The 22,612-nt window shown below is 71.7% G+C and carries 15 protein-coding genes and 1 pseudogene; 1 reads left to right on the plus strand and 15 read right to left on the minus strand.

The window, feature by feature from the left end:
• Window positions 1-35: 35 nt before the first annotated feature.
• From ABZT93_RS32020 to bldG, 10 genes are all read right to left on the minus strand, one after another.
• On the minus strand, window positions 36-1,676 hold the full coding sequence (locus ABZT93_RS32020; RefSeq protein WP_356111264.1) for an alpha/beta hydrolase: 1,641 nt from the start codon (window positions 1,674-1,676) through the stop codon (window positions 36-38).
• Between the two features lie 97 nt (window positions 1,677-1,773).
• On the minus strand, window positions 1,774-2,979 hold the full coding sequence (locus tag ABZT93_RS32025; protein WP_356111266.1) for a DNA polymerase III subunit delta': 1,206 nt from the start codon (window positions 2,977-2,979) through the stop codon (window positions 1,774-1,776).
• A 129-nt stretch (window positions 2,980-3,108) separates the two neighbouring features.
• Window positions 3,109-6,351, minus strand: a complete 3,243-nt coding sequence (tmk, locus tag ABZT93_RS32030) for a dTMP kinase (RefSeq protein ID WP_356111267.1) — start codon at window positions 6,349-6,351, stop codon at window positions 3,109-3,111.
• Window positions 6,352-6,476: 125 nt separating this feature from the next.
• Window positions 6,477-9,305, minus strand: coding sequence for a type I DNA topoisomerase (gene topA, locus ABZT93_RS32035; protein WP_356111269.1), 2,829 nt, complete (start codon window positions 9,303-9,305; stop codon window positions 6,477-6,479).
• A 260-nt stretch (window positions 9,306-9,565) separates the two neighbouring features.
• Window positions 9,566-9,763, minus strand: coding sequence for a hypothetical protein (locus ABZT93_RS32040; RefSeq protein WP_356111271.1), 198 nt, complete (start codon window positions 9,761-9,763; stop codon window positions 9,566-9,568).
• A 521-nt stretch (window positions 9,764-10,284) separates the two neighbouring features.
• On the minus strand, window positions 10,285-11,811 hold the full coding sequence (locus tag ABZT93_RS32045) for a class I SAM-dependent methyltransferase (protein WP_356111273.1): 1,527 nt from the start codon (window positions 11,809-11,811) through the stop codon (window positions 10,285-10,287).
• Window positions 11,812-12,347: 536 nt separating this feature from the next.
• Window positions 12,348-12,947: a small secreted protein gene (locus ABZT93_RS32050; protein ID WP_356111274.1), complete on the minus strand. Its 600-nt coding sequence runs from the start codon at window positions 12,945-12,947 to the stop codon at window positions 12,348-12,350.
• A gap of 215 nt (window positions 12,948-13,162) precedes the next feature.
• Window positions 13,163-15,571, minus strand: a complete 2,409-nt coding sequence (locus tag ABZT93_RS32055) for a sodium-translocating pyrophosphatase (protein ID WP_356111276.1) — start codon at window positions 15,569-15,571, stop codon at window positions 13,163-13,165.
• Window positions 15,572-15,856: 285 nt separating this feature from the next.
• Complete coding sequence (locus ABZT93_RS32060; RefSeq protein WP_356111278.1) at window positions 15,857-16,294, minus strand: ATP-binding protein; 438 nt, start codon at window positions 16,292-16,294, stop codon at window positions 15,857-15,859.
• A gap of 117 nt (window positions 16,295-16,411) precedes the next feature.
• Entirely contained in the window at window positions 16,412-16,753 is a 342-nt protein-coding gene (bldG, locus tag ABZT93_RS32065) for an anti-sigma factor antagonist BldG (protein WP_006132569.1), read from the minus strand.
• Between the two features lie 80 nt (window positions 16,754-16,833).
• Between bldG and ABZT93_RS32070 the strand changes: the two genes are divergently transcribed.
• On the plus strand, window positions 16,834-19,467 hold the full coding sequence (locus ABZT93_RS32070; protein WP_356111280.1) for a DEAD/DEAH box helicase: 2,634 nt from the start codon (window positions 16,834-16,836) through the stop codon (window positions 19,465-19,467).
• On the opposite strand, the pseudogene ABZT93_RS32075 reads toward ABZT93_RS32070, so the two are convergent.
• The 5 genes and pseudogenes from ABZT93_RS32075 to ABZT93_RS32095 form a co-directional block, all read right to left on the minus strand.
• Window positions 19,430-19,759 (minus strand): annotated as a pseudogene (locus tag ABZT93_RS32075) (Rv3654c family TadE-like protein); the annotation flags it as partial. The gene ABZT93_RS32070 and the pseudogene ABZT93_RS32075 sit on opposite strands and share 38 nt — an antisense overlap.
• A gap of 368 nt (window positions 19,760-20,127) precedes the next feature.
• Window positions 20,128-20,493, minus strand: a complete 366-nt coding sequence (locus tag ABZT93_RS32080) for a TadE family type IV pilus minor pilin (protein WP_356111282.1) — start codon at window positions 20,491-20,493, stop codon at window positions 20,128-20,130.
• Window positions 20,480-20,701, minus strand: coding sequence for a DUF4244 domain-containing protein (locus ABZT93_RS32085; RefSeq protein WP_356111284.1), 222 nt, complete (start codon window positions 20,699-20,701; stop codon window positions 20,480-20,482). Before ABZT93_RS32085 ends, ABZT93_RS32080 begins: the two co-directional genes overlap by 14 nt.
• A gap of 135 nt (window positions 20,702-20,836) precedes the next feature.
• The gene (locus tag ABZT93_RS32090) at window positions 20,837-21,625 is read right to left on the minus strand and encodes a type II secretion system F family protein (RefSeq protein WP_356111286.1); all 789 of its coding nucleotides are present in this window, start codon (window positions 21,623-21,625) and stop codon (window positions 20,837-20,839) included.
• Window positions 21,622-22,551 (minus strand): type II secretion system F family protein, encoded by a 930-nt coding sequence (locus ABZT93_RS32095; RefSeq protein ID WP_356111331.1) that lies wholly within the window; start codon window positions 22,549-22,551, stop codon window positions 21,622-21,624. Before ABZT93_RS32095 ends, ABZT93_RS32090 begins: the two co-directional genes overlap by 4 nt.
• Window positions 22,552-22,612: the final 61 nt, after the last annotated feature.

The raw sequence follows: 22,612 nt of genomic DNA on the forward strand, positions 1-22,612 counted from the left end.
GCCCTCGGGCACCCCCGGACGCTCCGGTGACCGGGTCAGGAGCAGCGTTTCCCGTCCACCGGAGGAGTGCCGCGGAGCAGGTACGCGTTGATCGCGGAGTCGATACAGGCGCTGCCGCGGCCGTAGGCGGTGTGGCCGTCGCCCTCGTAGGTGAGCAGGCGTCCCGAGGAGAGCTGGGCGGCCAGGGCACGGGCCCAGCGGTAGGGGGTGGCCGGGTCGCGGGTGGTGCCGACCACGACGATCGGGCCGGCGCCCCGTGCCTCGATGCGGTGCGGCTCGCCCGTGGGGCCGACCGGCCAGTACGCGCAGCTGAGGGAGGGCCAGGCGAGGCCCTCACCGAAGACGGGGGACGCCTTCTCGAAGGTCGGGACGGCCTTCTCGACCTCCTCCGGACTGTCGTAGGCGGGCTGGCCGTCGAGGCAGTTCACGGCCGCGTTGGCGGACATCAGGTTGCTGTAGTGGCCGTCGGCGTCCCGCTCGTAGTAGCTGTCGGCGAGGACCAGCAGCCCGGCGCCGTCGTTCTCCTTCATCGCCGAGCTCAGCGCGTCCCGCAGCTGCGCCCAGGAGCTCTCGTCGTACATCGCCGCGATCACGCCGGTCGTGGCGAGGGACTCGCCGAGTGTGCGGCCGTCCGCATCGCCGGTGGGAATGGGGTGCGCGTCGAGCTTGCCGAAGAAGGCCTTGAGCTTCCGGCCGGCCTCCGCGCTCGGTGTGCCCTTCGCGCCGAGTGGGCAGTCCGGCTGCTGCACACAGTCCTTCGCGAACGACTGGAAGGCCGTCTCGAAGCCCGCCGTCTGGTCGAGGTTCACCCGGCGCGCGGACAGCGAGGGATCCATCGCGCCGTCCAGCACCAGCCGCCCCGAGCGGCCGGGGAACAGTCCCGCGTACGTCGCCCCGAGGAACGTCCCGTACGAGGCCCCCACGTAGTTCAGCTTCGCGTCACCCAGTGCCGCCCGCACGATGTCCATGTCCCGGGCCGTCTCGACCGTCGACACATGCCGCAGCAGCTTCGCCGAGTGCGCGCCGCACTCTTCCGCGAACTTCTTGTAGGCGTCGACGAGTTCCGCGGTCTCACGCGCGTCGTCGGGGGTGCTGTCCGTCTGGGTGTACGTGTCCATGTCCCGCCCGTCGAGGCATTCGACGGGCTCGCTGCGGCCGACTCCCCGCGGGTCCACCGCGACCATGTCGTAACGGGCCCGCACCTCGGCCGGGTAGCCGATCCCGGCGTACGCCTGGACATAGCCGACCGCCGAGCCGCCCGGACCACCCGGGTTCACGAACAGCGACCCGAGGCGCTTGCCCGGGCCGGTGGCCTTCTTGCGGGCGACGGCGAGCCGGACGTCCCCGTCGGCCGGCTTGTCGTAGTCGAGCGGCGCCTTCAGCGTGGCGCACTCGAAACCGGGGACCCCGCAGCTGTGCCAGCGCGTCTTCTGCCCGTAGTACGGCGACAGCGCGGCCGGTGTCGACCGCGGCAGCGCGCCCAGGGCCACCCCGGCGTTTGAGGTCGCCGAACTCGTCGAGGCACCCGCGGAGCAGGCGGAGACGAGCAGCGCGGCAACGGCGAGGAGCGCGCCGAGGGCACGGGTCGTGCGGGCCGTGTGCGCCGGTGCCGGTGCCTGTACCCGTCGCGTGGGAATCTGCAGGCTGGTGTGGCGGGGATTTCGCCTGAGGTGCATCGAACGAGCCTAACTCTCCGCATTGGATCACATGCCGTGCGTGAACAAACCGGCCCGTACGAGTGACCCCGTCAACGCGTGATCACCCGCCCGGCCCTCAGCCCGCTCTGAGCGCCATCGTCATGGCCTCCACCGCGAGCAGCGGGGCCACGTTGCGGTCGAGGGCCTCGCGGCAGGCCCCGATCGCCTCGATACGGCGGAGCGTGGTCTCCGGAGAGCTGCCGCGGGCGAGCCGCTCCAACGCGTCCTCCGCGTCCGCGTTGGCGATCGCGACCCGGGAGCCGAGCTGGAGGGCGAGGACGTCACGGTAGAACGCGGTGAGGTCGGTCAGGGCGAGGTCGAGGCTGTCGCGCTGGGTACGGGTGCGCCGGCGCTTCTGCCGGTCCTCCAGGTCCTTCATCACGCCCGCCGTGCCGCGGGGCATACGGCCGCCCTGTGAGGCGCCCATCGCGGCCTTCAGCTCCTCGGTCTCCTTGCCGTCCATCTCCTCGGCGAGCTGCTTGGCATCGTCGGCCGCCGCGTCGACGAGCTCCTGCGCCGCCCTGAGACAGCCGCCGATGGCGTCGATGCGCAGGGGAAGCTTCAGCACGGCGGCCCGGCGCTCGCGCGCCGCAGGGTCGGTGGCGAGGCGGCGGGCCCGGTCGACATGGCCCTGGGTGGCACGGGCGGCGGCCATCGCGGCGGCCGGCTCGACACCCTCCCGGCGCACGAGCATGTCGGCGACGGCCTCCACGGCGGGGGTGCTCAGGTTGAGGTGACGGCAGCGGGAGCGGATCGTCGGCAGGACGTCCTCGATGGACGGCGCGCACAGCAGCCAGACCGTGCGGGGGGCGGGCTCCTCGACGGCCTTGAGGACCGCGTTGGCCGATTTCTCGTTCAGCCGCTCGGCGTCCTCCACAAGGATGATCTGCCAGCGGCCGGTCGCCGGCGAGGTGAACGACTTCCTGACGGTGTCCCGCATGTCGTCGGCGAGGATCTGAGTGCCGACGGCGGCTACGGAGGTGACGTCGGCGTGGGTGCCGATGAGTGCCGTATGGCATCCGTCGCAGAATCCGCAGCCGGGCGCTCCCCCGAGAGCCCGGTCCGGACTGACGCACTGCAACGCTGCGGCGAAGGCCCTCGCCGCCTGGTTCCGGCCCGCCCCGGGGGGTCCCGTGAACAGCCAGGCATGCGTCATCTTCGACGCCTCGGGCGGCGGGGTGCCGGTGGCGACGGCGGTGACCAGGGCGTCGGCGTCCCGGGCGGCGGCGGCGAGTTGCTCGCTCACCCTTTCCTGGCCGACCAGGTCGTCCCATACGGTCATGGGTCACGCCGCCCTTTCGTCATGCTTCGTGCGTTGGGTCCATTGTGGGGGCGACCACTGACAAAGGGCCGACGGTCCATGGTCGGCTGCGGGCCCAGCCACGACGCACCCGCACCCGCAGTTCGGCCGCTAACGGCCCCGACGCCGCCCCCGCTCATCCCCGTACTCGTCGTCGTGCGGCCCGAGCAGCTCGTCAGCCAACGTAGGCAGGTCGTCCAGCGGAGTCTCCTCGGCCCAGTCCGAGCGAGTCCTCCGCCGAGGTGTCCCCTCCGCGTCGACCTGCGGCAGCTCCCGTGTCCGCTCCTCGTCCCGGAAGTACCCCGGCGGCACCCGGTTCGAAGGCCCCTCCCCCGGCGCCGGAGGCACAGGAGGCAGCACGGCCGTCTCATCAGCCGCGCCCGGCGGCACGACCGGCGGCAGCACCGCGGTCTCATCGGCAGCACCCGGAGGCACCGGCGGCAGCACCGCCGTCTCGTCCGCCGCCCCCGGCGGAACCGGCGGCTGCGGCAGCTCAGCCGTCACCTCGGAGTCGGAGGCCCCACCGGACACACCGGAAGCACCGGAAGCACCGGAAGCACCGGAAGCACCGGAAGCACCGCTACCGGAAGACTCCTCGTCGTCCTTCTCCATGGGTACCCGAGGCAGCACGGCCGTCTCGTCCACCGGACCGCCCGACGCGTTGGTCGGCGTCACCACGGGGGTGGGCACGGTCGCCGCGTCCAGCCCCGCCGCGGGAGTGGCGGCCTGCTTGGGCCCCTCCTCCGCCGCCGCGGTCGCGGCCTCGGCGAGCCGCCGGGCCTCCTCCGCCCTCAGCAGCGCCTCCTCGGCCTTGCGCTGCTTCTCCAGCCGCCGCTCCTCGGCCTCGGCGCGCAGTCGCGCCTCCTCCTCGGCCCGCTTTCGGGCGGCCTCCTCCTGGGCCTTGCGCCGTGCCTCTTCCTCCGCGCGTGCCTTCTCCTCGGCGAGGAGCCGTGCCCGCTCCTCCTCGGCCCGCCTGCGCGCTTCCTCGGCCCGCAGCCTGGCCTCCTCCGCCTGGCGTTCGGCCTCGCGACGCTGGGCCTCCTCCAGCTCGCGCCGCTTGCGCTCCTCCTCCTCGGCCTTCAACCGGGCGAGCTGCTCCTGGCGCTCCCGCTCCAGGCGCTCCTCCTCGGCCTTGCGCGCGGCCTCTTCCTCGGCCTTGCGCCGCGCCTCCTCCTCCGCCTTGCGGCGGGCCTCTTCCTGCTCCCGGATCTCCTGCTCGGACAGCGGCAGCATCTGGTCGAGGCGGTGGCGTACGACCGTCGTGACGGCCTCGGGCTCCTGTCCGGCGTCCACGACCAGGTACCGGCCGGGGTCGGCGGCGGCCAGCGTGAGGAATCCGGACCGCACGCGTGCGTGGAACTCCGCGGGCTCCGACTCCAGCCGGTCCGGCGCCTCGGTGAACCGCTCGCGGGCGATCTCCGGGGAGACATCCAGCAGAACGGTCAGATGCGGCACCAGGCCGTCCGTCGCCCAGCGGTTGATGCGGGCGATCTCGGTCGGGGACAGGTCGCGCCCGGCGCCCTGGTAGGCCACCGACGAGTCGATGTACCGGTCGGAGATCACGACCGCACCGCGCTCGAGGGCGGGCCTGACCACGGTGTCCACGTGCTCCGCGCGGTCCGCCGCGTACAGCAGCGCCTCCGCGCGGTGCGAGAGCCCGGCGCTCGACACGTCCAGCAGGATCGACCGGAGCCGCTTGCCCACCGGGGTCGCCCCCGGCTCACGCGTCACCACGACCTCGTGCCCCTTGGCCCTTATCCACTCGGCGAGCGCCTCGGCCTGGGTGGACTTCCCGGCCCCGTCGCCGCCTTCGAGCGCGATGAAGAAGCCGGAGGAGGCGGGCACCGTCTCCGGGTCGTCGCCGCCGAGCAGCGCGTCCCGCAGGTCGTGCCGCAGGGGCACGCCGGACCGGTCGTCGACCTTGGCGAGCACCAACGCGGCCACTGGCAGCAACAGGGCTCCGACCAGCATCAGGGTGAACGCGGCGCCGCCGTGCGCGAACACGAACTTGCCGTTCACCAGCCGGTGCGGTCCGATCGCCGCGGCCACCACGGGGGCGATCAGCGCACCGAGCGCCACACCGACCCGCACGACCGCGTGCAGATGCTCGGTGGTCCGCGCCCGCCGGTATTCCTCGGTCTCCTGGTCGAGCAGAGTGTGCCCGGTGTTGGCGGCCACGCCCGCGCCGACACCGGCCAGCGCGTCGATCAGCAGCACGGTGGTGACGTCCGGGACGAGCCCGGCGGCCAGCAGGGCGATACCGGTGAAGGCGATCGCCAGCGCGAGCAGCCGGCGCCGCGAGAGCGAGACCAGCACCTTGGGCGCCGTACGGACACCGACCACGACTCCGCCGGTCAGTGCGAGCACCATCAGGCCGTACAGCACCGGGCCGCCGCCCAGGTCCTTGGCGTGCAGCACGGCGACGGCCACGGCGGCCGCGATCGCCCCGGCCACGGCCGCGCAGGCCGGCACCAGCAGCGGGATCACGCCGGTACGGCCCTTGTCGACGCCGGTGCCCGACTTGGGCCGGCGCAGCCCCTCCAGCGGTGAACGCGCGCGCGGGGTGCGCGTGTCGGGCAGCTCCAGGAAGGTCAGCACGGACAGGGACGCGGCGAACAGCCCGGCCGCGACGTACGACGCGAGGGCCGCCTGGTGCTGTCCGAACCAGTCGATGCCGGAGCCCAGCAGGTTGTTGAGCAGACCGGCGGCGACGAGCACGGCGCCGGCCAGCGGGATCACCACGAAGGTCGTCCGCAGCGACAGACGGCGCAGTGCGTCCAGGTGGTCCGGCAGCGGTCGTACGGTCGCCCCTTCGGGAGGCGGAGCCGGCAGCAGGGCGGGCGCCGCGCTCTCGCGGCACACGGTCCAGAAGCGCTCGGCGACGCCGGTCACGAAGACGGTCACCAGGAGGACCGCGAGCGCGTCGTCCGGCATCCAGTCGATCCACAGAGGCGCGACGATGAGCAGGGCGAGCCTGACTCCGTCCGCGCCGACCATGGTCCAGCGGCGGTCGAGCGGCCCCTCCTGCGCAGTGAGCGCGGTCAGCGGGCCGAGCAGGACTGCGCCGAAGAGCAGCGTCGCCAGGATGCGCGTACCGAAGACGGTCGCCACTGCGAACGCCACGCCCCGGTAGCCGCCGCTGAACGAGCCCTGGGCGATCGCCGCCTGAAGGGCCAGCAGCACCAGCACCAGAAGCGCGAGGGTGTCGCCGATCCCACCGACGAGCTGGGCGCTCCACAGGCGTTTGAGCTGAGGCCTGCGCAGCAGGGCGCGGACGGCGCGCTCGCGGGAGTCCGCGACCAGGGCATCGTCGGGGGCCGGGTGAAGGGCCGTTGGCTGCTCGGCACGGGTCATGCGTTCAGCCTATCGGGAGCCACCGACAGCCCGGAGGGCCCATCCTGACGTGCGCACGTCCCGACACCAAAGTGATGCCGGGACGTTCACATTGCGAAGCCTCCGTGGAGGAACAGCGCCGGGGCTCAGTCCTCGGACGCCGTCTTGGCAGCCGCCGCCTTCTTCGCGGTGGCGGTGGTCTTCTTCGCCGTCGTCTTCTTCGCGGCCGTCGTGGTCTTCTTCGCCGCGCTCTTCTTGGCGGCCGTCGCCTTCTTGGCCGGGGCCTTCTTCGCGGGCGCCTTCTTCGCCGTCTTCTTGGCGGGGCCCTTCGCCCGCTTCTCGGCGAGCAGCTCGAAGCCGCGCTCGGGGGTGATCTCCTCGACGCTGTCGCCGGAGCGCAGGGTCGCGTTGGTCTCCCCGTCGGTCACGTACGGTCCGAAGCGGCCGTCCTTGACCACGACCGGCTTCTCGCTGACCGGGTCGGTGCCCAACTCCTTCAGCGGCGGCTTGGCGGCCGCGCGGCCACGCTGCTTGGGCTGCGCGTAGATCTGCAGCGCCTCTTCGAGGGTGATCGTGAAGAGCTGGTCCTCGGTCTGCAGCGAGCGCGAGTCCGTGCCCTTCTTCAGATACGGGCCGTAGCGGCCGTTCTGAGCGGTGATCTCCTGGCCCTCGGCGTCGGCGCCGACGACGCGCGGCAGCGACATCAGCTTGAGGGCGTCCTCCAGCGTCACGGTGTCCAGCGACATCGACTTGAACAGCGAGGCCGTACGCGGCTTCACGGCGTTCTTGCCGGTCTTCGGGGTGCCCTCGGGGAGCACCTCGGTGACGTACGGGCCGTAGCGGCCGTCGCGGGCGATGATCTGGTGGCCCGTCACCGGGTCGGCACCGAGCTCGAAGTCACCGCTCGGCTTGGCGAGCAGCTCCTCCGCGAGCTCGACGGACAGCTCGTCCGGCGCCAGGTCCTCGGGCACGTCCGCCCGCTGGTGGTTCTCGGAGTCCTTCTCGCCGCGCTCGACGTACGGGCCGTAGCGGCCGACCCTGAGCACGATGTCGTTGCCGACCGGGAACGAGGAGACCTCGCGCGCGTCGATCGCGCCCAGGTCGGTCACCAGTTCCTTGAGGCCGCCGAGGTGGTCCCCGTCGCCGTTGCCGGCGTCGGCCGCGCCGCCGGTGGCTGTGCCCTCACCGAAGTAGAAGCGCCTCAGCCACGGCACGGACTGCGCCTGACCGGCGGCGATGCGGTCGAGGTCGTCCTCCATACGGGCGGTGAAGTCGTAGTCGACGAGTCGGCCGAAGTGCTTCTCCAGGAGGTTGACCACGGCGAAGGACAGGAAGGACGGCACGAGTGCCGTGCCCTTCTTGAAGACATAGCCGCGGTCGAGAATCGTGCCGATGATCGACGCGTACGTCGACGGGCGGCCGATCTCGCGCTCTTCGAGCTCCTTGACGAGGCTGGCCTCGGTGTAGCGGGCCGGGGGCTTGGTGGCGTGCCCGTCGACCGTGATCTCCTCGGCGGACAGCGGGTCGCCCTCGCTGACCTGGGGCAGCCGGCGCTCGCGGTCGTCCAGCTCGGCGTTCGGGTCGTCGGCGCCCTCGACGTAGGCCTTGAGGAAGCCGTGGAAGGTGATCGTCTTGCCGGAGGCGCTGAACTCGACGTCCCGGCCGTCGGCGGCGGTGCCACCGATCTTCACGGTCACGCTGTTGCCGGTCGCGTCCTTCATCTGCGAGGCGACGGTGCGCTTCCAGATCAGCTCGTAGAGCCTGAACTGGTCGCCGGTCAGGCCGGTCTCGGCGGGCGTGCGGAAACGATCACCCGAGGGGCGGATCGCCTCGTGCGCCTCCTGCGCGTTCTTGACCTTCCCGGCGTAGGTGCGCGGGGCCGAGGGCAGGTAGTCGGCGCCGTACAACTGCGTGACCTGGGCGCGGGCCGCGGTGATGGCGGTGTCGCTGAGGGTCGTGGAGTCCGTACGCATGTAGGTGATGAAGCCGTTCTCGTACAGCTTCTGGGCCACCTGCATGGTCGCCTTCGCGCCGAAGCCGAGCTTGCGCGAGGCCTCCTGCTGGAGGGTCGTCGTACGGAACGGGGCGTAGGGCGAGCGGCGGTACGGCTTGGACTCGACCGAGCGGACCGCGAACCGGGTCTGCTCCAGGGCGGCGGCCAGCGCGCGGGCGTTCGCCTCGTCGAGGTGGAGGGTGTTCGCGCTCTTCAGCTGTCCCAGGGAGTCGAAGTCACGGCCCTGCGCGACCCGCCTGCCGTCGACGCTCTGGAGGCGGGCGACCAGCGACGACGGGTCCGAGGAGTCCCCCGCGCGGCCGGTCCCGAAGGTGCCCGTCAGGTCCCAGTACTCGGCGGAACGGAACGCGATGCGCTCGCGTTCCCGCTCCACGACGAGCCGGGTGGCGACCGACTGGACACGGCCGGCCGACAGGCGCGGCATGACCTTCTTCCACAGGACCGGCGAGACCTCGTAGCCGTAGAGGCGGTCGAGGATGCGGCGGGTCTCCTGGGCGTCGACCAGCTTCTGGTTCAGCTCGCGCGGGTTGGCGACGGCGGCCTGAATCGCGGCCTTGGTGATCTCGTGGAAGACCATCCGCTTGACCGGGACCTTGGGCTTGAGCACCTCCTGGAGGTGCCAGGCGATGGCCTCGCCCTCGCGGTCCTCATCGGTGGCGAGGAAGAGTTCGTCGGAGTCCTTCAGCAGGTCCTTGAGCTTCTTGACCTGGGCCCGCTTGTCGGCGTTGACGACATAGATCGGCTCGAAGTCGTGCTCGACGTCCACGCCGAGGCGGCGGACCTCGCCGGTGTACTTCTCGGGCACCTCCGCGGCGCCGTTGGGGAGGTCGCGGATGTGCCCGACACTCGCCTCGACGACGTATCCGGGGCCGAGATAGCCCTTGATCGTCTTCGCCTTGGCAGGCGACTCGACGATGACGAGTCGGCGGCCGCCCTGTGCGGTCTCGCTGGTCGGGGACAACTTCGCTCTTCTCTCCGGTCGAGGCACTGGGGTCTCCCCAGGCCTTGGTTCCCGGGGTCGGGTCATGCTGACGCTGCGGAGTGTGACGGTACATCCCGCCCCCGTGTCAAACGGGAAAAGCCCGCAACGGCCACTCGAACGGTAACCCGACTACCGCCATTCCTGCCGCCCGGAGTACCCACCGGCCTTTTCGTGCTCATCCGGAGGGCGATCTCCCCATTACTGGTCGGCCCGCTTGCGGAGGCGTCCCGACAGCCGCTCTAGAGGCGGGTGAAGCACCATGCGCCGAGGGCCAGCGTGAGGAGCGCGGCGAGCGTCGCGAGGGTCGCGGATGCGACGGGACTCACACCGTGGGCGACGGGCTCGCGATGCCGTACCCGGGCCGCGGTCCACACCAGCAGCCCTCCTCCGAACAGGGCGAACACCATTCCCGCGAAGATCGCCGGTCCGCTCTCCATGGTCTCCCGTGCCCCTTTTTATCCGTCCGCGCGTGCGCCTTTGATGGAGACTGGCACGCGCGGGCGGCGGACAGACGAACCCCGGGTGAACGCCGCGCCGACACGACCGCGGACTCCCCCTGACCGGCCCCCGGCCGACCGCCGGCCCGCCACCCCGGCCGCCTCCGACGCCCACTGATCCCGTCCGGATCCCGTCCGGATCCCGACCAGATCCCGTCGGGTTCTCGCCCACTTCTCACCCGGACCCCGCACTTGTGCGACTGTCCCGCACCGGATTCGGCACGAAAACCGACCGGATTCAGACCGCGGCGGGCGCGGGTATCCGTGCACACGATCTTGGTGATTCCCTTGTTTCGGTCGCGCTCATTCCGGCTGAGGACTGAACAGTGCCGATCACCTGGTCGGTGTGGGGGATTCCCACTTCACACGGACCACGGACCACGGACCTCTGACCTCTGACCTCTGACCTCTGACCTCTGACCTCTGACCTCTGACAGAACTCTTTTCGGAGGCGGCGCGGCTCACGCGGGTTCCAGGAACCCCTGCTCCACCAGCAGCCGGATCTGCGCGGGCGTACGGTCGCGCAGCATGACCGGGTCCTCGTCCATCAGCTGGGCGATCGCGTCCAGGATGCGGCCCGCGCTCAGCGAGCCGTCGCACACGCCGGCGAAGCCCGCGCCGACGGTGTCCACCTTGGTGGCCCGGCGCATCCCGCGGTGCTGGCGCAGCACCACATGCTCCGGGTCCTCCGCGCCGGGCAGCCCGACCTGCTCCTGGACGATCTCGGGCACGAGCTTAAAATGGGCCTCCAGCAGAGCCGCGTCGTCGTTGGCGCGCAGGTAGTCGAGGCGCTCGAAGTGCGCCCGGACGGTGTCGCCGAGCGGCTGCTCGACCGGGTGCGGCCACTCCTCCACGGTGATGGAGGGCACGGCGGAGCCCGTCCTGCGCAGGGTGATCCAGCCGAAGCCCACGGCCCTCACCTTGCGCGCCTCGAACTCGTCCAGCCAGGCGTCGTACAGCGCCTGGTACTCGGCCGGGTCGCCCCGGTGGTCGCCGGCGTCCCTGAGCCACAGCTCGGCGTACTGCGTGACGTCCTGGACCTCGCGCTGCACGATCCACGCGTCGCACCCGCGCGGCACCCACGACCTGAGCCTGTCCTGCCAGTCCTCCCCCGCGACGTGCTGCCAGTTGGCGAGGAACTGCGCGAACCCGCCCTCGTTCAGCAGCTCTCCCGCCCCCTGAACGACCGAGCGGCACAGATCGTCCCCGCCCATCCCGCCGTCGCGGTACGTCAGTCGCGCACCGGGCGAGATCACGAAGGGTGGATTCGAGACGATGAGGTCGTACGTCTCCCCCTGCTTGACGGGCTCGAACAGCGAGCCCTGCCGCAGATCGGCGGCCGGGGCGCCGGACAGGGCCAGCGTGAGCGCGGTGATGTGCAGCGCGCGCGGGTTGAGATCGGTCGCCGTCACGCGCGTGGCGTGCTGTGCCGCGTGCAGGGCCTGGATCCCGGAGCCGGTGCCGAGGTCGAGCGCGGACCCGACGGGCGTGCGCACGGTGATGCCGGCGAGGGTCGTGGAGGCACCGCCGACGCCGAGGACGACGCCCTCCTCCCGGCTGCCGATGCCACCGGCGCCGCCGACGGCGCAGCCCAGGTCCGACACGATGAACCAGTCCTCGCCACCGGGGCCGCCGTAGGGCCGTACGTCCACCGTCGCGGCGACCTCATCCGCACCGGCGCGCACCAGCCAGCCGCTCTCCAGACACGCGTCGAGAGGCAGTACGTCCGCCACGCGCGCGCGGAGCACCGGCTGCTGGAGGAGGAACAGGCGTACGAGCACCTCCAGCGGGGTGTCCCCGCGGGTCGCCCGGAGCGCGGGCACGGTCTCGCTGCGCGCGAGGGCCGCGTACGCGGGGGCGCCCAGCAGCTCCAGCAGTCCGTCGGCGGTGAAGGAGGCTCCGAGCAGGGCATCCCGCAGCCGGACGGTGACGTCGGGACGGCCGGGAGCGGGGGCGGCGGGCAGCGTGGGCAGACTGGAAGTACTCACGCCCCCATTGTGTCCCGCGCCCGCCGCACGGCACGCCTCACCGGGCGACTCGCCGCCCGACTCACGGCGCGGCTCGGCCACCGAGGCCGCCACGGACGTACGACGGCGCGGCGCCGAGGTCGGCCGTGGGTCCCCCGCGAGGCGGCGCGCACCCGACGTCGGCCAGTGCCGGGCACACGGACCGAACCAGACCTCCGCGCGGGCTGTGCGGGCCCTCCACGCGGACCGTACGAGACCTCCGCGCGGGCCGCGCGGGGCCGCGCATGCGAGGTGACGTCCCGTTCAGCCGCTCAGCCGCTCTCAGCCGCCCGCGGGCCGACGCGTCAAAGGGTGCTCAGCCGCCGATGGCCCATCGGCCACTCAACCGTCGGGAACCAACGGCCGCTCCACCGTCGTCACCCCGGCCACGGCTCGACGGGTGCGGGGCCACAGCCGGGCAGCCGTCCGGGACCACGGACGGACAACCGCCCGTCGCCGCGGGTACGTTCAACCGTCTGTCGCCGCAACTGCGCGCAGCCCTCCGCCGCCGTGTCCGCTCAGCTGTCCGTCACCGAGGCGGACGCCGCCGGCGAGGTGGACGCCGGCTTGCAGCCCGACTGCTCGGACAGCGCCTTCTTGGTGTCGCCCGACTCCAGGTCCTTCAGCGCGGCGAGGGCGGTCTGGCGCTGCGTCTCCACCTTCTTCATCTCGGCCGAGACATCCTTGAGACCGGTCGCGAACTTCGCCTGGTCCTTGGTGTTGAGCCCGTCCACCTGTGTCTTCATGTCGGCATAGGACGCCGAGAGGGCCGTGAGCTGCTTGACGGCCTCCTGGAGCTTCTTCGCGCCGTCCTCGGCACCGGGAGGCGCCCCGGCGTTCTTGATGACCGTGGCGCGCGCCTTGTAGCCGTCGGACAGGTCCTGGAAGGCCTGGGAGTCGGCCTTCTGGAGCTCCGCCGGGGTGCTCTCGGTGTCCTCGGCCGCCTTGGTGATCGCGTCGTAGGCCGCCGTGATCTTCTTGTTCTGGGCCGGCACCAGGTCACAGACCTTCTTGGCCCAGGCGTCGAGTTCCTTGTTGTCCTCGCTGCCACCGCATCCCGACAGCGCCAGTACCAGTACCGCACCGCCTGACAGTGCGGCCGCGAGCTTCTTGTTCACCGGATCGGTCCCTTCCGTGGCCTCTCAGCCCCCGGACCTTACACAGCACAGGCACCGCACCCGCACACCGAATATCCCGTACAGGCACTATTTATCGCCTTTCGCACCAGGCGAGAGAAGCCTCACGACCGAGCGGCGCACACGCACAGGGCGGGCATGCGGCGCATGAACACGCGCCGCACGCCCGCCCCTTGAGCTGGGCCTCCTGCCAGGATCTACGAAACCACCGCGGGATCCACCGACTTGGCCACCTTCTTCTCGTTGTCTTCGTCACCCACGGCGATGCCGCGCCGTTTGGAGACGTAGACCGCGCCGGCGATCACGAGGAACGCGAGGACGGCGATGAAGATCCGTACGCCGATGCTCTTGTCCTCGCCGTAGCTGAACTTGATCACCGCCGGTGCGATCAGCAGCGCCACCAGGTTCATCACCTTCAGCAGCGGGTTGATCGCGGGGCCCGCGGTGTCCTTGAAGGGGTCGCCGACGGTGTCGCCGATCACGGTCGCGGCATGGGCCTCGCTGCCCTTGCCACCGTGGTGTCCGTCCTCGACGAGCTTCTTGGCGTTGTCCCAGGCACCGCCGGAGTTGGCCAGGAAGACCGCCATCAGGGTGCCCGCGCCGATCGCGCCCGCGAGGAACGCGCCGAGGGCGCCCACCCCGAGGGTGAACCCGATGAAGATCGGCGCCATCACGGCGAGCAGCCCGGGCGTGGTGAGTTCGCGCAGGGCGTCCCGGGTGCAGATGTCGACGACCTTGCCGTACTCCGGCTCCTCGCTGTAGTCCATGATCCCGGGATGCTCGCGGAACTGCCGCCGCACCTCGTAGACCACGGAGCCCGCCGACCTCGACACCGCGTTGATCGCGAGCCCCGAGAAGAGGAAGACGACCGCCGCGCCGGCGATCAGGCCGACGAGGTTGTTGGGCTGCGAGATGTCCATCATCAGGCTCATCGGCGCGCCCGCCCCGCTGAGCTTCTCGCCGACGTCCTGCGCGCCGGTCGTGATCGCGTCACGGTACGACCCGAAGAGCGCCGACGCCGCGAGGACGGCGGTGGCGATGGCGATGCCCTTGGTGATGGCCTTGGTGGTGTTGCCGACGGCGTCCAGGTTGGTGAGCACCTGCGCGCCCGCGCCCTCGACGTCACCGGACATCTCGGCGATGCCCTGCGCGTTGTCGGAGACCGGCCCGAAGGTGTCCATGGCGACGATCACACCGACCGTGGTGAGCAGGCCGGTGCCGGCCAGCGCCACCGCGAACAGCGCCAGCATGATCGAGGTGCCGCCGAGCAGGAACGCCCCGTAGACGCCGAGGCCGATCAGCAGGGCGGTGTAGACGGCCGACTCGAGACCGATCGAGATACCCGCGAGGACGACGGTGGCGGGCCCTGTGAGCGAGCTCTTGCCGATGTCCTGGACCGGGCGGCGGTTGGTCTCGGTGAAGTAGCCGGTCAGCTGCTGGATGACGGCGGCGAGCAGGATGCCGATCGCCACGGCGACGAGCGCGAGGATCCGCGGGTCGCCGTCCCTTCCGCTGATCGCCGTGTCGGTGACGCCGTCGAGGTCGGCGTACGTCCCCGGGAGGTAGACGAAGACGGCGATCGCCACCAGCACGAGCGAGATCACCGCGGAGATGAAGAACCCGCGGTTGATCGCGGACATGCCGCTGCGGTCGGAGCGGCGCGGCGCGACCGCGAAGATGCCGATCATCGCGGTGATCACGCCGATCGCCGGGACGAGCAGCGGGAAGGCGAGTCCGAAGTCGCCGAAGGCCGCCTTGCCGAGGATCAGCGCGGCGACCAGGGTCACGGCGTACGACTCGAAGAGGTCGGCCGCCATGCCCGCGCAGTCGCCGACGTTGTCGCCCACGTTGTCGGCGATGGTCGCGGCGTTGCGCGGGTCGTCCTCCGGGATGCCCTGCTCGACCTTGCCGACCAGGTCGGCGCCGACGTCGGCGGCCTTGGTGAAGATGCCGCCGCCGACCCTCATGAACATCGCGATGAGCGCCGCGCCTAGACCGAAACCCTCCAGGACCTTCGGCGCGTCGGCCGCGTACACCAGCACCACACAGGAGGCGCCCAGCAGACCGAGCCCCACCGTGAACATGCCGACGACGCCGCCCGTACGGAAAGCGATCTTCATGGCTTTGTGCGAGACGGCGGTGAGATCCTTTTCCGGCTCGCCTTCCGCCGGAGTGGCCTCTCGTGCCGCCGCGGCCACCCGCACATTGCTGCGCACGGCGAGCCACATGCCGATATAGCCAGTGGCCGCCGAGAACGCCGCACCGATCAAGAAGAACACGGATCGGCCTGCACGCTGATTCCAGTCGTCCGCGGGCAGCAGCATGAGCAGGAAGAACACGACGACGGCGAATACGCCGAGCGTGCGCAGCTGGCGTGCCAGATAAGCGTTCGCACCTTCCTGGACCGCCGCCGCGATCTTTTTCATGCTGTCGGTGCCCTCGCCGGCTGCGAGCACCTGGCGCACCAGGACACCCGCCACCACGAGCGCCGCCAGGGCGACGACCGCGATGACCGCGATCAGCACCCGGTTGTCATCGGTGAGCACCGCGGCCGCGAGGGTTGTTGTGGGCTGGTCCAACTGATCAGGGGAAGAAAGCCCCGCCATTCGTCCTCCTTGACGCTTGGACTGAGCTCAAGATGTGGACGGATTGTAGGTACCCCGCCTTGATCAAAACAGGGCGCGGTAAACGGAATTCCGCCTTTACAGAACCCGAAAGCAGTAATGCCCCGAAGGCATTCATGGCCGATATCTTGATCGTGAACCAATTCACGAAACCCATCGCACCAGACCACTGTAGGCACAGAAAGCCCACGCCGACATGCGGAAGGGCCCCACCGGAGTGGTGGGGCCCTTCCGCATGTCGAACAGAAAACTGATTCGAACCGGGGGTCAGGGAAGCGCTACGGCCGGCGGCGTGGTCGGCCAGGTCATCCGGATCTGACCGCCATGCTCCCCTGCGGAAACCTCGACGTCGTCGACGAGGCCGCTGATGACCGCGAGGCCCATCTCGTCCTCCTCGGTCTCGACGTCGTGCTCCTCGCCCGGTGCGCCCGACGCCCGGTCACCCGGAGTCGAACGCGGTGCCTCGTCGCCGACCTCGATGGAGAACTGCTTCTCCTCCTCGATCAGCAGCACCTGGACCGGCGCGGTGATGCCGCCGCTCTGGTGCAGTCCGACGGCACGGGTGCAGGCCTCGCCGACGGCGAGCCTGACCTCGTCGAGGACGGCCTCGTCCACTCCGGCCCTGCGCGCCACCGCTGCCGCCACCAGTCGGGCGGTCCTGACGTGCTCGGGCAGCGCGCTGAAACGGAGTTCAACGGTGGCCATGCGTCCCCCTCGGAACTACGGGCGTGCTGTCGGGGGACCGGGCGCCGAAAGCCCGGCCCCCCTCTCTTGCTTCTGTCGGCGTCCTTCTGCCGATCCGGGCACGGGCCCGGGAACGTGTCAGTCGGTCGCCGCCACCGCTTCCTCGACCGAGGTGTGGATCGGGAACACCTTGGTGAGGCCGGTGATACGGAAGATCTTGAGAATGCGCTCCTGGTTGCAGACCAGGCGCAGCGAGCCCTCATGGGCGCGCACCCGCTTGAGTCCGCCGACCAGTACGCCGAGTCCGGTGGAGTCGAGGAAGTCCACGCCCTCCATGTCGACGACAAGGTGGAAACTGCCGTCATTCACCAGCTCGACCAGCTGCTCGCGCAGCTTGGGCGCGGTATATACGTCGATTTCGCCACCGACCCTGACGATCGTGCGATCGCCGACGGTCTCGGTCGACAGGGACAGGTCCACGGATCCTCCAGCACCTTGCTATCGAGCGGTCGCCCCTCGGGACACCTCGGCAGAGCCCCCGGGACGGTTCGCCAGCCGCGATGGCATTCAATCACTTACCGGCAGGCGTGCACGACGCCTTGGTCCCATTGTCCGTCACGCCAGTGACACACTCGGTGCCGATGGCCAAGAATCTCCGATCCGATCGACCCCCGACGGACACCGGTCCCCGCCCCACGCCGAGCACGGTCCTGGACCGACTCGCCGCCGGGTCGAGCCGGGCTGCGCGCATCACTCATACGGAGCACTTGCCCCCACGTGCAGGTCGCCATGCCGTCTGGCCCGACCGGATCCGCTCCGAGGTCATCGCGGCCGTCCAGGCCTGCGGCATCGAGCACCCCTGGGCCCACCAGGCACGCGCGGCCGAACACGCCATGGACGGCGAGTCGGTCGTCGTCGCCACCGGCACCGCCTCCGGCAAGTCCCTGGCGTACCTCGTGCCGGTCCTGTCCACCCTCCTGGACGGCTCCGAGGCCCCTAACGGCCGCGGCGCCACCACGCTCTACCTGTCCCCCACGAAAGCCCTGGCAGCGGACCAGTGCCGCTCGGTGAAGGAACTTTCACAACCACTGGCCAATTCCGTACGCCCCGCGGTCTACGACGGCGACACGCCGTTCGAGGAACGTGAGTGGATCCGCCAGTACGCCAACTACGTGCTGACCAACCCGGACATGCTGCACCGCGGGATACTCCCGTCCCACTCCCGCTGGTCCTCCTTCCTGAAGGCGCTCAAGTACGTCGTCATCGACGAGTGCCACACCTACCGGGGCGTGTTCGGCTCCCACGTCGCCCAGGTGCTGCGCCGCCTGCGCCGCCTCTGCGCCCGCTACGGCGCCTCCCCCGTCTTCCTGCTGGCCTCCGCCACCGCCGCCGAGCCGTCGGTCGCCGCCCGCCGCCTCACCGGCCTCCCGGTGGTCGAGGTCGCCGACGACGCCTCACCGCGCGGCGAACTGGTGTTCGCCCTCTGGGAGCCCCCGCTCACCGAGATGCAGGGCGAGAAGGGCGCCCCGGTCCGCCGCACGGCCACGGCGGAGACGGCAGACCTCCTCACCGACCTCGCCGTGCAGGGCGTGCGCTCGGTCGCCTTCGTGCGCTCCCGGCGGGGCGCCGAGCTGATCTCCGTGATCGCCCAGGAGCGGCTGGCCGAGGTCGACCGCTCCCTGGCCCGCCGCGTGGCGGCATACCGCGGGGGTTATCTCCCCGAGGAGCGCCGCGCCCTGGAACAGGCTCTCCACTCAGGAGAGTTGCTGGGCCTGGCCGCCACCACCGCCCTGGAGCTCGGCATCGACGTCTCGGGGCTGGACGCCGTGCTGATCTGCGGCTACCCCGGCACGCGCGCGTCCCTGTGGCAGCAGGCCGGCCGGGCCGGACGGGCGGGCCAGGGCGCCCTGGCGGTCCTGGTCGCCCGCGACGACCCGCTGGACACCTTCCTCGTCCACCATCCCGAGGCCCTCTTCGACCAGCCGGTGGAGTCCACGGTCCTCGACCCCGACAACCCGTACGTCCTCGCCCCGCACCTGTGCGCCGCCGCGGCGGAGCTGCCGTTGACGGACGAGGACATGGAGTTGTTCGGGCCCGAGACCGAAAGCCTGCTGGGGCAGCTGGAGTCCGCGAAGCTCCTGCGCCGCCGCACCAAGGCCTGGCACTGGACCCGCCGGGAGCGGGCCGCCGACCTCACCGACATCCGCGGGGAGGGCGGCCGGCCGATCCAGATCGTGGAGTCGGGCACGGGCCGCCTCCTCGGCACGGTCGACGCCGGCTCCGCCCACACAGCCGTCCACGAGGGCGCGGTCCACCTCCATCAGGGCCGCACCTATCTCGTCCGCTCCCTGGACCTGGAGGACTCGGTCGCCCTGGTTCAGGAGGCGAACCCGTCCTACTCGACGGTGGCCCGCGACACGACGGCGATCTCCGTCCTGGAGACGGACGTCGAAGTCCCCTGGGGCGAGGGCAGGTTGTGCTACGGCTCCGTCGAGGTCACCAACCAGGTCGTCTCCTTCCTCCGCAGACGCCTCATCACCGGTGAAGTACTGGGCGAGACGAAACTCGACCTCCCTCCTCGTACGCTCCGCACCCGCGCGGTGTGGTGGACGGTCACCGAGGACCAGCTCGACGAGGCCCGGATCAACCCGGAGATCCTCGGCGGCGCCCTGCACGCCGCCGAACACGCCTCGATCGGCCTTCTCCCCCTCTTCGCGACCTGCGACCGCTGGGACATCGGCGGGGTCTCCATCCCCCTCCACCCCGACACGCTGCTCCCCACCGTCTTCGTCTACGACGGCCACCCGGGCGGCGCGGGCTTCGCTGAGCGCGCCTTCCACACCGCCCGCGCCTGGCTCACCGCCACCCGCCAGGCCATCGCCTCCTGCGAGTGCGACGCCGGCTGCCCGTCCTGCATCCAGTCCCCCAAGTGCGGCAACGGCAACGACCCGCTGCACAAGAGGGGGGCGGTACGGCTCCTCACGGTGCTGTTGCGGGGGGCACCGGAGGAGGGGCTTGCCGGGGCGCCGGAGGAGGAGCTCCCCGGAGTCCCGGAACCCGGAGTCAAGGAGCAGCCGGATCTCCGGCAGGCATCGGAACCCGGGCCCCGGAAAGCGTCGACGCAGAGCCGTCGAGGGCCGGCGGAAGCGGAGCCTCCGACGGAACCGGCCCCGCAGGCCCCGCCCGCGCCCTGATCTCCGCCGTGAACGGCCCCCGCCCCGAGGCAGCCGTCACGTCGGAGACCTCGCCGACCATCGCGCACCGCACGAGCCGCGCACCCTGATCCCGCGCCACCTCCTCCGCCCGGGCGCAGGCCACCGCCGCCCCGTCGGCCCAGTGGTCCGCCGCCGCGAGCGCCGCGAGATCCGCGCCACCGGCCGCCCGATGCCGTACGACGACGGCCTGCCCGAGGGCCAGCACGGCCCCGAACACCACACACAGCACCGCGATGGCACCGACACTCCAGACGGTGGCGGAACCCCGGTCCGAACGGTCGGCGACGACCTGGGCGCCGACGAACCGGGCGGCAGCACGGCGGACGCCGGCGAACCGCTCGCCGCCGACGCGCGCCACCACGAACCGCCCCACCTTTACGAACCGGCCCTTCACCAACCGGCCCTTCACGAACCTGCCCTTCACCAACCGGCCCTTCACGAACTGGGGCTTCGCGCACCGGTCCTTCGCGCACCGGGTCACCGCGCACCGCACATCCCCGAACCGGACGTCGGCACACCGCTCACCCGCATGACGGGGCCGTCGGCGCCGAAGGCGGGCGGGACGTCGGCGCCCGGACCGACCAGCCACTGACCGCACGGCGACGACCCGCGCTCCCGAGCCCCGCCCCTGACCCCCCTTCATCCCTCTGCCCCCACCGTCGCCTCCACCTGGGCCACGGCCTCCTCCCGCACCTCGAAGGGCAGGCCGTGCAGCGCGGGTGGCTTCGCCACGACCACGACCCGGACCCGGTCGCCCTCCCGGGCGACCGTCACCTCCGCGTCGCGCGGTGCCGTGTCCCGAGCCACCCGGAGGACCGCCTCGTCGGTATCCTCGCGGGCCGCCGCGCGGGCGCCCGTCCTGGCCGCGTCCACACACTGGATCTGCGCGGCGACCACGAGCAGACCCCACACCAGTGCCATCGCGAACATCACCAGCACGGGCAGCACCATGGCCGACTCCGCCGTCACGAACCCCTGGTCCGCCGCCCGTTCACGCCTTCGCATCGAGGGCCCGTTTCACGATGGCCTGGAGTTCCGCGCTGACGGCCCCGCTCGTCACCACCTTGTAGAGCACCACCGCGAACGCCACCGCCGCGACGATCCCCATCGCGTACTCGGAGGTGACCATTCCCTCGTCACCGCGCATCGACCGCATCCGGCACATCGTCCTGCACACCAGGGCACCCATCCGCGCCCGTAGTTTCTTGTACATCTCAACCCCCGTAAGGATCAGTCCTGTTGATTACCGTCTGACTGCTCGTCCGAGCGCTCGACGGACTGCTCGTTCCGACTGCTCGTCTGTTGGCTCGTCCGCCTGCTCGTACGCCGGTTCACCGACCGCCGGCCGTCATCGCCCACCCCCTCCCAGAACTCCTCCCGCGAGCCCGATCACGATCGGCAGCACGCCGATGGCGATGAAGGCGGGCAGGAAGCACAGCCCCACCGGCGCGGTGACCAGCACGGCGGCCTTCCGTGCCCGTGCCGTCGCGGCGCGTCCCCAGTCGGCACGGGCGTCCGCCGCGAGCCCGGCGACCGGTGCGGCCGCGGGCAGCCCGGTCACATCGGCGCGTTCGAGCAGCCGGGCCAGTGCACCGGCCCCCGGTGTCGAGGCGAGGCCTCGCCAGGCCTCACCCGGTTCGCCGCCGAGCCGTACCTCCGCCGCCCCGCGCACGAGTCCCTCTCCCACGGGCCCGCCCAGCGCCTCACCCACGGCCTGTGCGGCGAGCACGGGACCGGCGCCTGCCGCGATACAGGCGGCCAGCAGGTCGGCGGCGAGCGGTAGTTGGCGGGCCGCCTCGCGTGCTTCGGCCTCCCCCGCACCCACGCCGGCCGGCTGACGCAGCCGCCACCGCCACAAGCCCGCCGCGACGACCAGTCCGACCACGCCACCGGCGACCCCGCCGACCAGCACCCACCCGGCGCACCCGACGCCGAGCACGGGCAGCCACCGCAGGGCGAACTCCCGCGCCTCGAACCGCGAGCCCTCGGCCGTTGCCTCCCCGGCGGCCAGCAGTTCTCCGAGCCGCCGCCGCAGTATCCGCTCGCGGCGCGCCGCCGCGACCCACCCGGCGAGCCAGGCGACCACCAGTGCGGTCCCCAAGACCGCCCCCAGCCTGTGGAAAACTTCCGCGCTCATGCCGCCTCGGCTCCCCGTACGATCCGCGTCGCCCACCACATCCCGACGCCCTCCAGCAGGCCGCCGACCAGCAGGCAGCCCAGACCGGTCCCGGTGTGCAGGAGAACGTGCAGGGGATCGGCGCCCAGGGCGGCACCGAGGCCGAGCCCCAGCACCGGCAGCGCGGCGAGCATCCACGCCGTGGACCGCGCTCCGGCCAACTGGGCGCGCAGGTCGGCCCGTTGGTCCCGCTCGGCCCGCAACGCCCCTTCGAGGCGATCGAGCCCGGCCGCGAGGCCCGCGCCTTGGTCCACGGCCACCCGCCAGCAGGCGGCGAGTCCCAGCAGTCCCTCGGCCCCGGGCCGCCGGGCCGCCGCCGCGAGCGCCGTCGGAACATCCCCACCGAACCGGGCCGCCGCCAGCACAGCGGCCTGTGTCTCCCCGAACCCACCGGACTCCGGCGCTCCAGAACCGGGCCCGCCCGCGCCGGCCCCACCAGTTCCCGCCTCCTCGAAGTCCCGCACAGCCCGCACCAGTGCCTCCCCCGGCTGACGCCCGGCGCGCACCTCACCGGCGACCACCGCGCACAGCGCGATCACCGCGTCCGCCCGCCGCTCACGCACCCGACGCTCCTCCCGGGCCAGCCGCACCCGCCGCAGCAACGGCACCCCGGCCGCCCCCGCGACGACCGGCAGCACGGAGGCCCCCAGGACGGCGAGCACCAGCCCGATGGCCGCCGCCCACCACTCGAACCCCAGCAGCCCACGGACCCGCCGCAGCTCCCCCATCAGTCGCCGCCCCGGCGGAGGCCCCACTCCCCCCGGCCCGCCGGAGGCCAGCAGCAGCTGTGCCCGCCGCATTCCGGAACGCCGTCCACCCCACAGCCACACGGCCATCCCGAGGCACCCCACGGCCACTCCGGTCGACCTCACCGACATCTCCCCCATCCCGATCACCACGTCCCCTCACCGTCCGAGCCCTCTTGTCGCCGGCCCGTCGCCTGCACCC

The organism is Streptomyces sp. NPDC005303 (genome assembly GCF_040607335.1).
Lineage (GTDB): Bacteria > Actinomycetota > Actinomycetes > Streptomycetales > Streptomycetaceae > Streptomyces.

What these genes read in the sequence shown, in the direction of transcription:
- ABZT93_RS32020 (WP_356111264.1), bottom strand. Translation starts at nt 1,676, where the DNA reads ATGCACCTCAGGCGAAATCCCCGCCACACCAGCCTGCAGATTCCCACG.
- ABZT93_RS32025 (WP_356111266.1), bottom strand. Translation starts at nt 2,979, where the DNA reads ATGACCGTATGGGACGACCTGGTCGGCCAGGAAAGGGTGAGCGAGCAA.
- tmk (WP_356111267.1), bottom strand. Translation starts at nt 6,351, where the DNA reads ATGACCCGTGCCGAGCAGCCAACGGCCCTTCACCCGGCCCCCGACGAT.
- ABZT93_RS32040 (WP_356111271.1), bottom strand. Translation starts at nt 9,763, where the DNA reads ATGGAGAGCGGACCGGCGATCTTCGCGGGAATGGTGTTCGCCCTGTTC.
- ABZT93_RS32055 (WP_356111276.1), bottom strand. Translation starts at nt 15,571, where the DNA reads ATGGCGGGGCTTTCTTCCCCTGATCAGTTGGACCAGCCCACAACAACC.
- ABZT93_RS32060 (WP_356111278.1), bottom strand. Translation starts at nt 16,294, where the DNA reads ATGGCCACCGTTGAACTCCGTTTCAGCGCGCTGCCCGAGCACGTCAGG.
- ABZT93_RS32070 (WP_356111280.1), top strand. Translation starts at nt 16,834, where the DNA reads ATGGCATTCAATCACTTACCGGCAGGCGTGCACGACGCCTTGGTCCCA.
- ABZT93_RS32080 (WP_356111282.1), bottom strand. Translation starts at nt 20,493, where the DNA reads ATGCGAAGGCGTGAACGGGCGGCGGACCAGGGGTTCGTGACGGCGGAG.
- ABZT93_RS32085 (WP_356111284.1), bottom strand. Translation starts at nt 20,701, where the DNA reads ATGTACAAGAAACTACGGGCGCGGATGGGTGCCCTGGTGTGCAGGACG.
- ABZT93_RS32090 (WP_356111286.1), bottom strand. Translation starts at nt 21,625, where the DNA reads ATGAGCGCGGAAGTTTTCCACAGGCTGGGGGCGGTCTTGGGGACCGCA.
- ABZT93_RS32095 (WP_356111331.1), bottom strand. Translation starts at nt 22,551, where the DNA reads ATGGGGGAGATGTCGGTGAGGTCGACCGGAGTGGCCGTGGGGTGCCTC.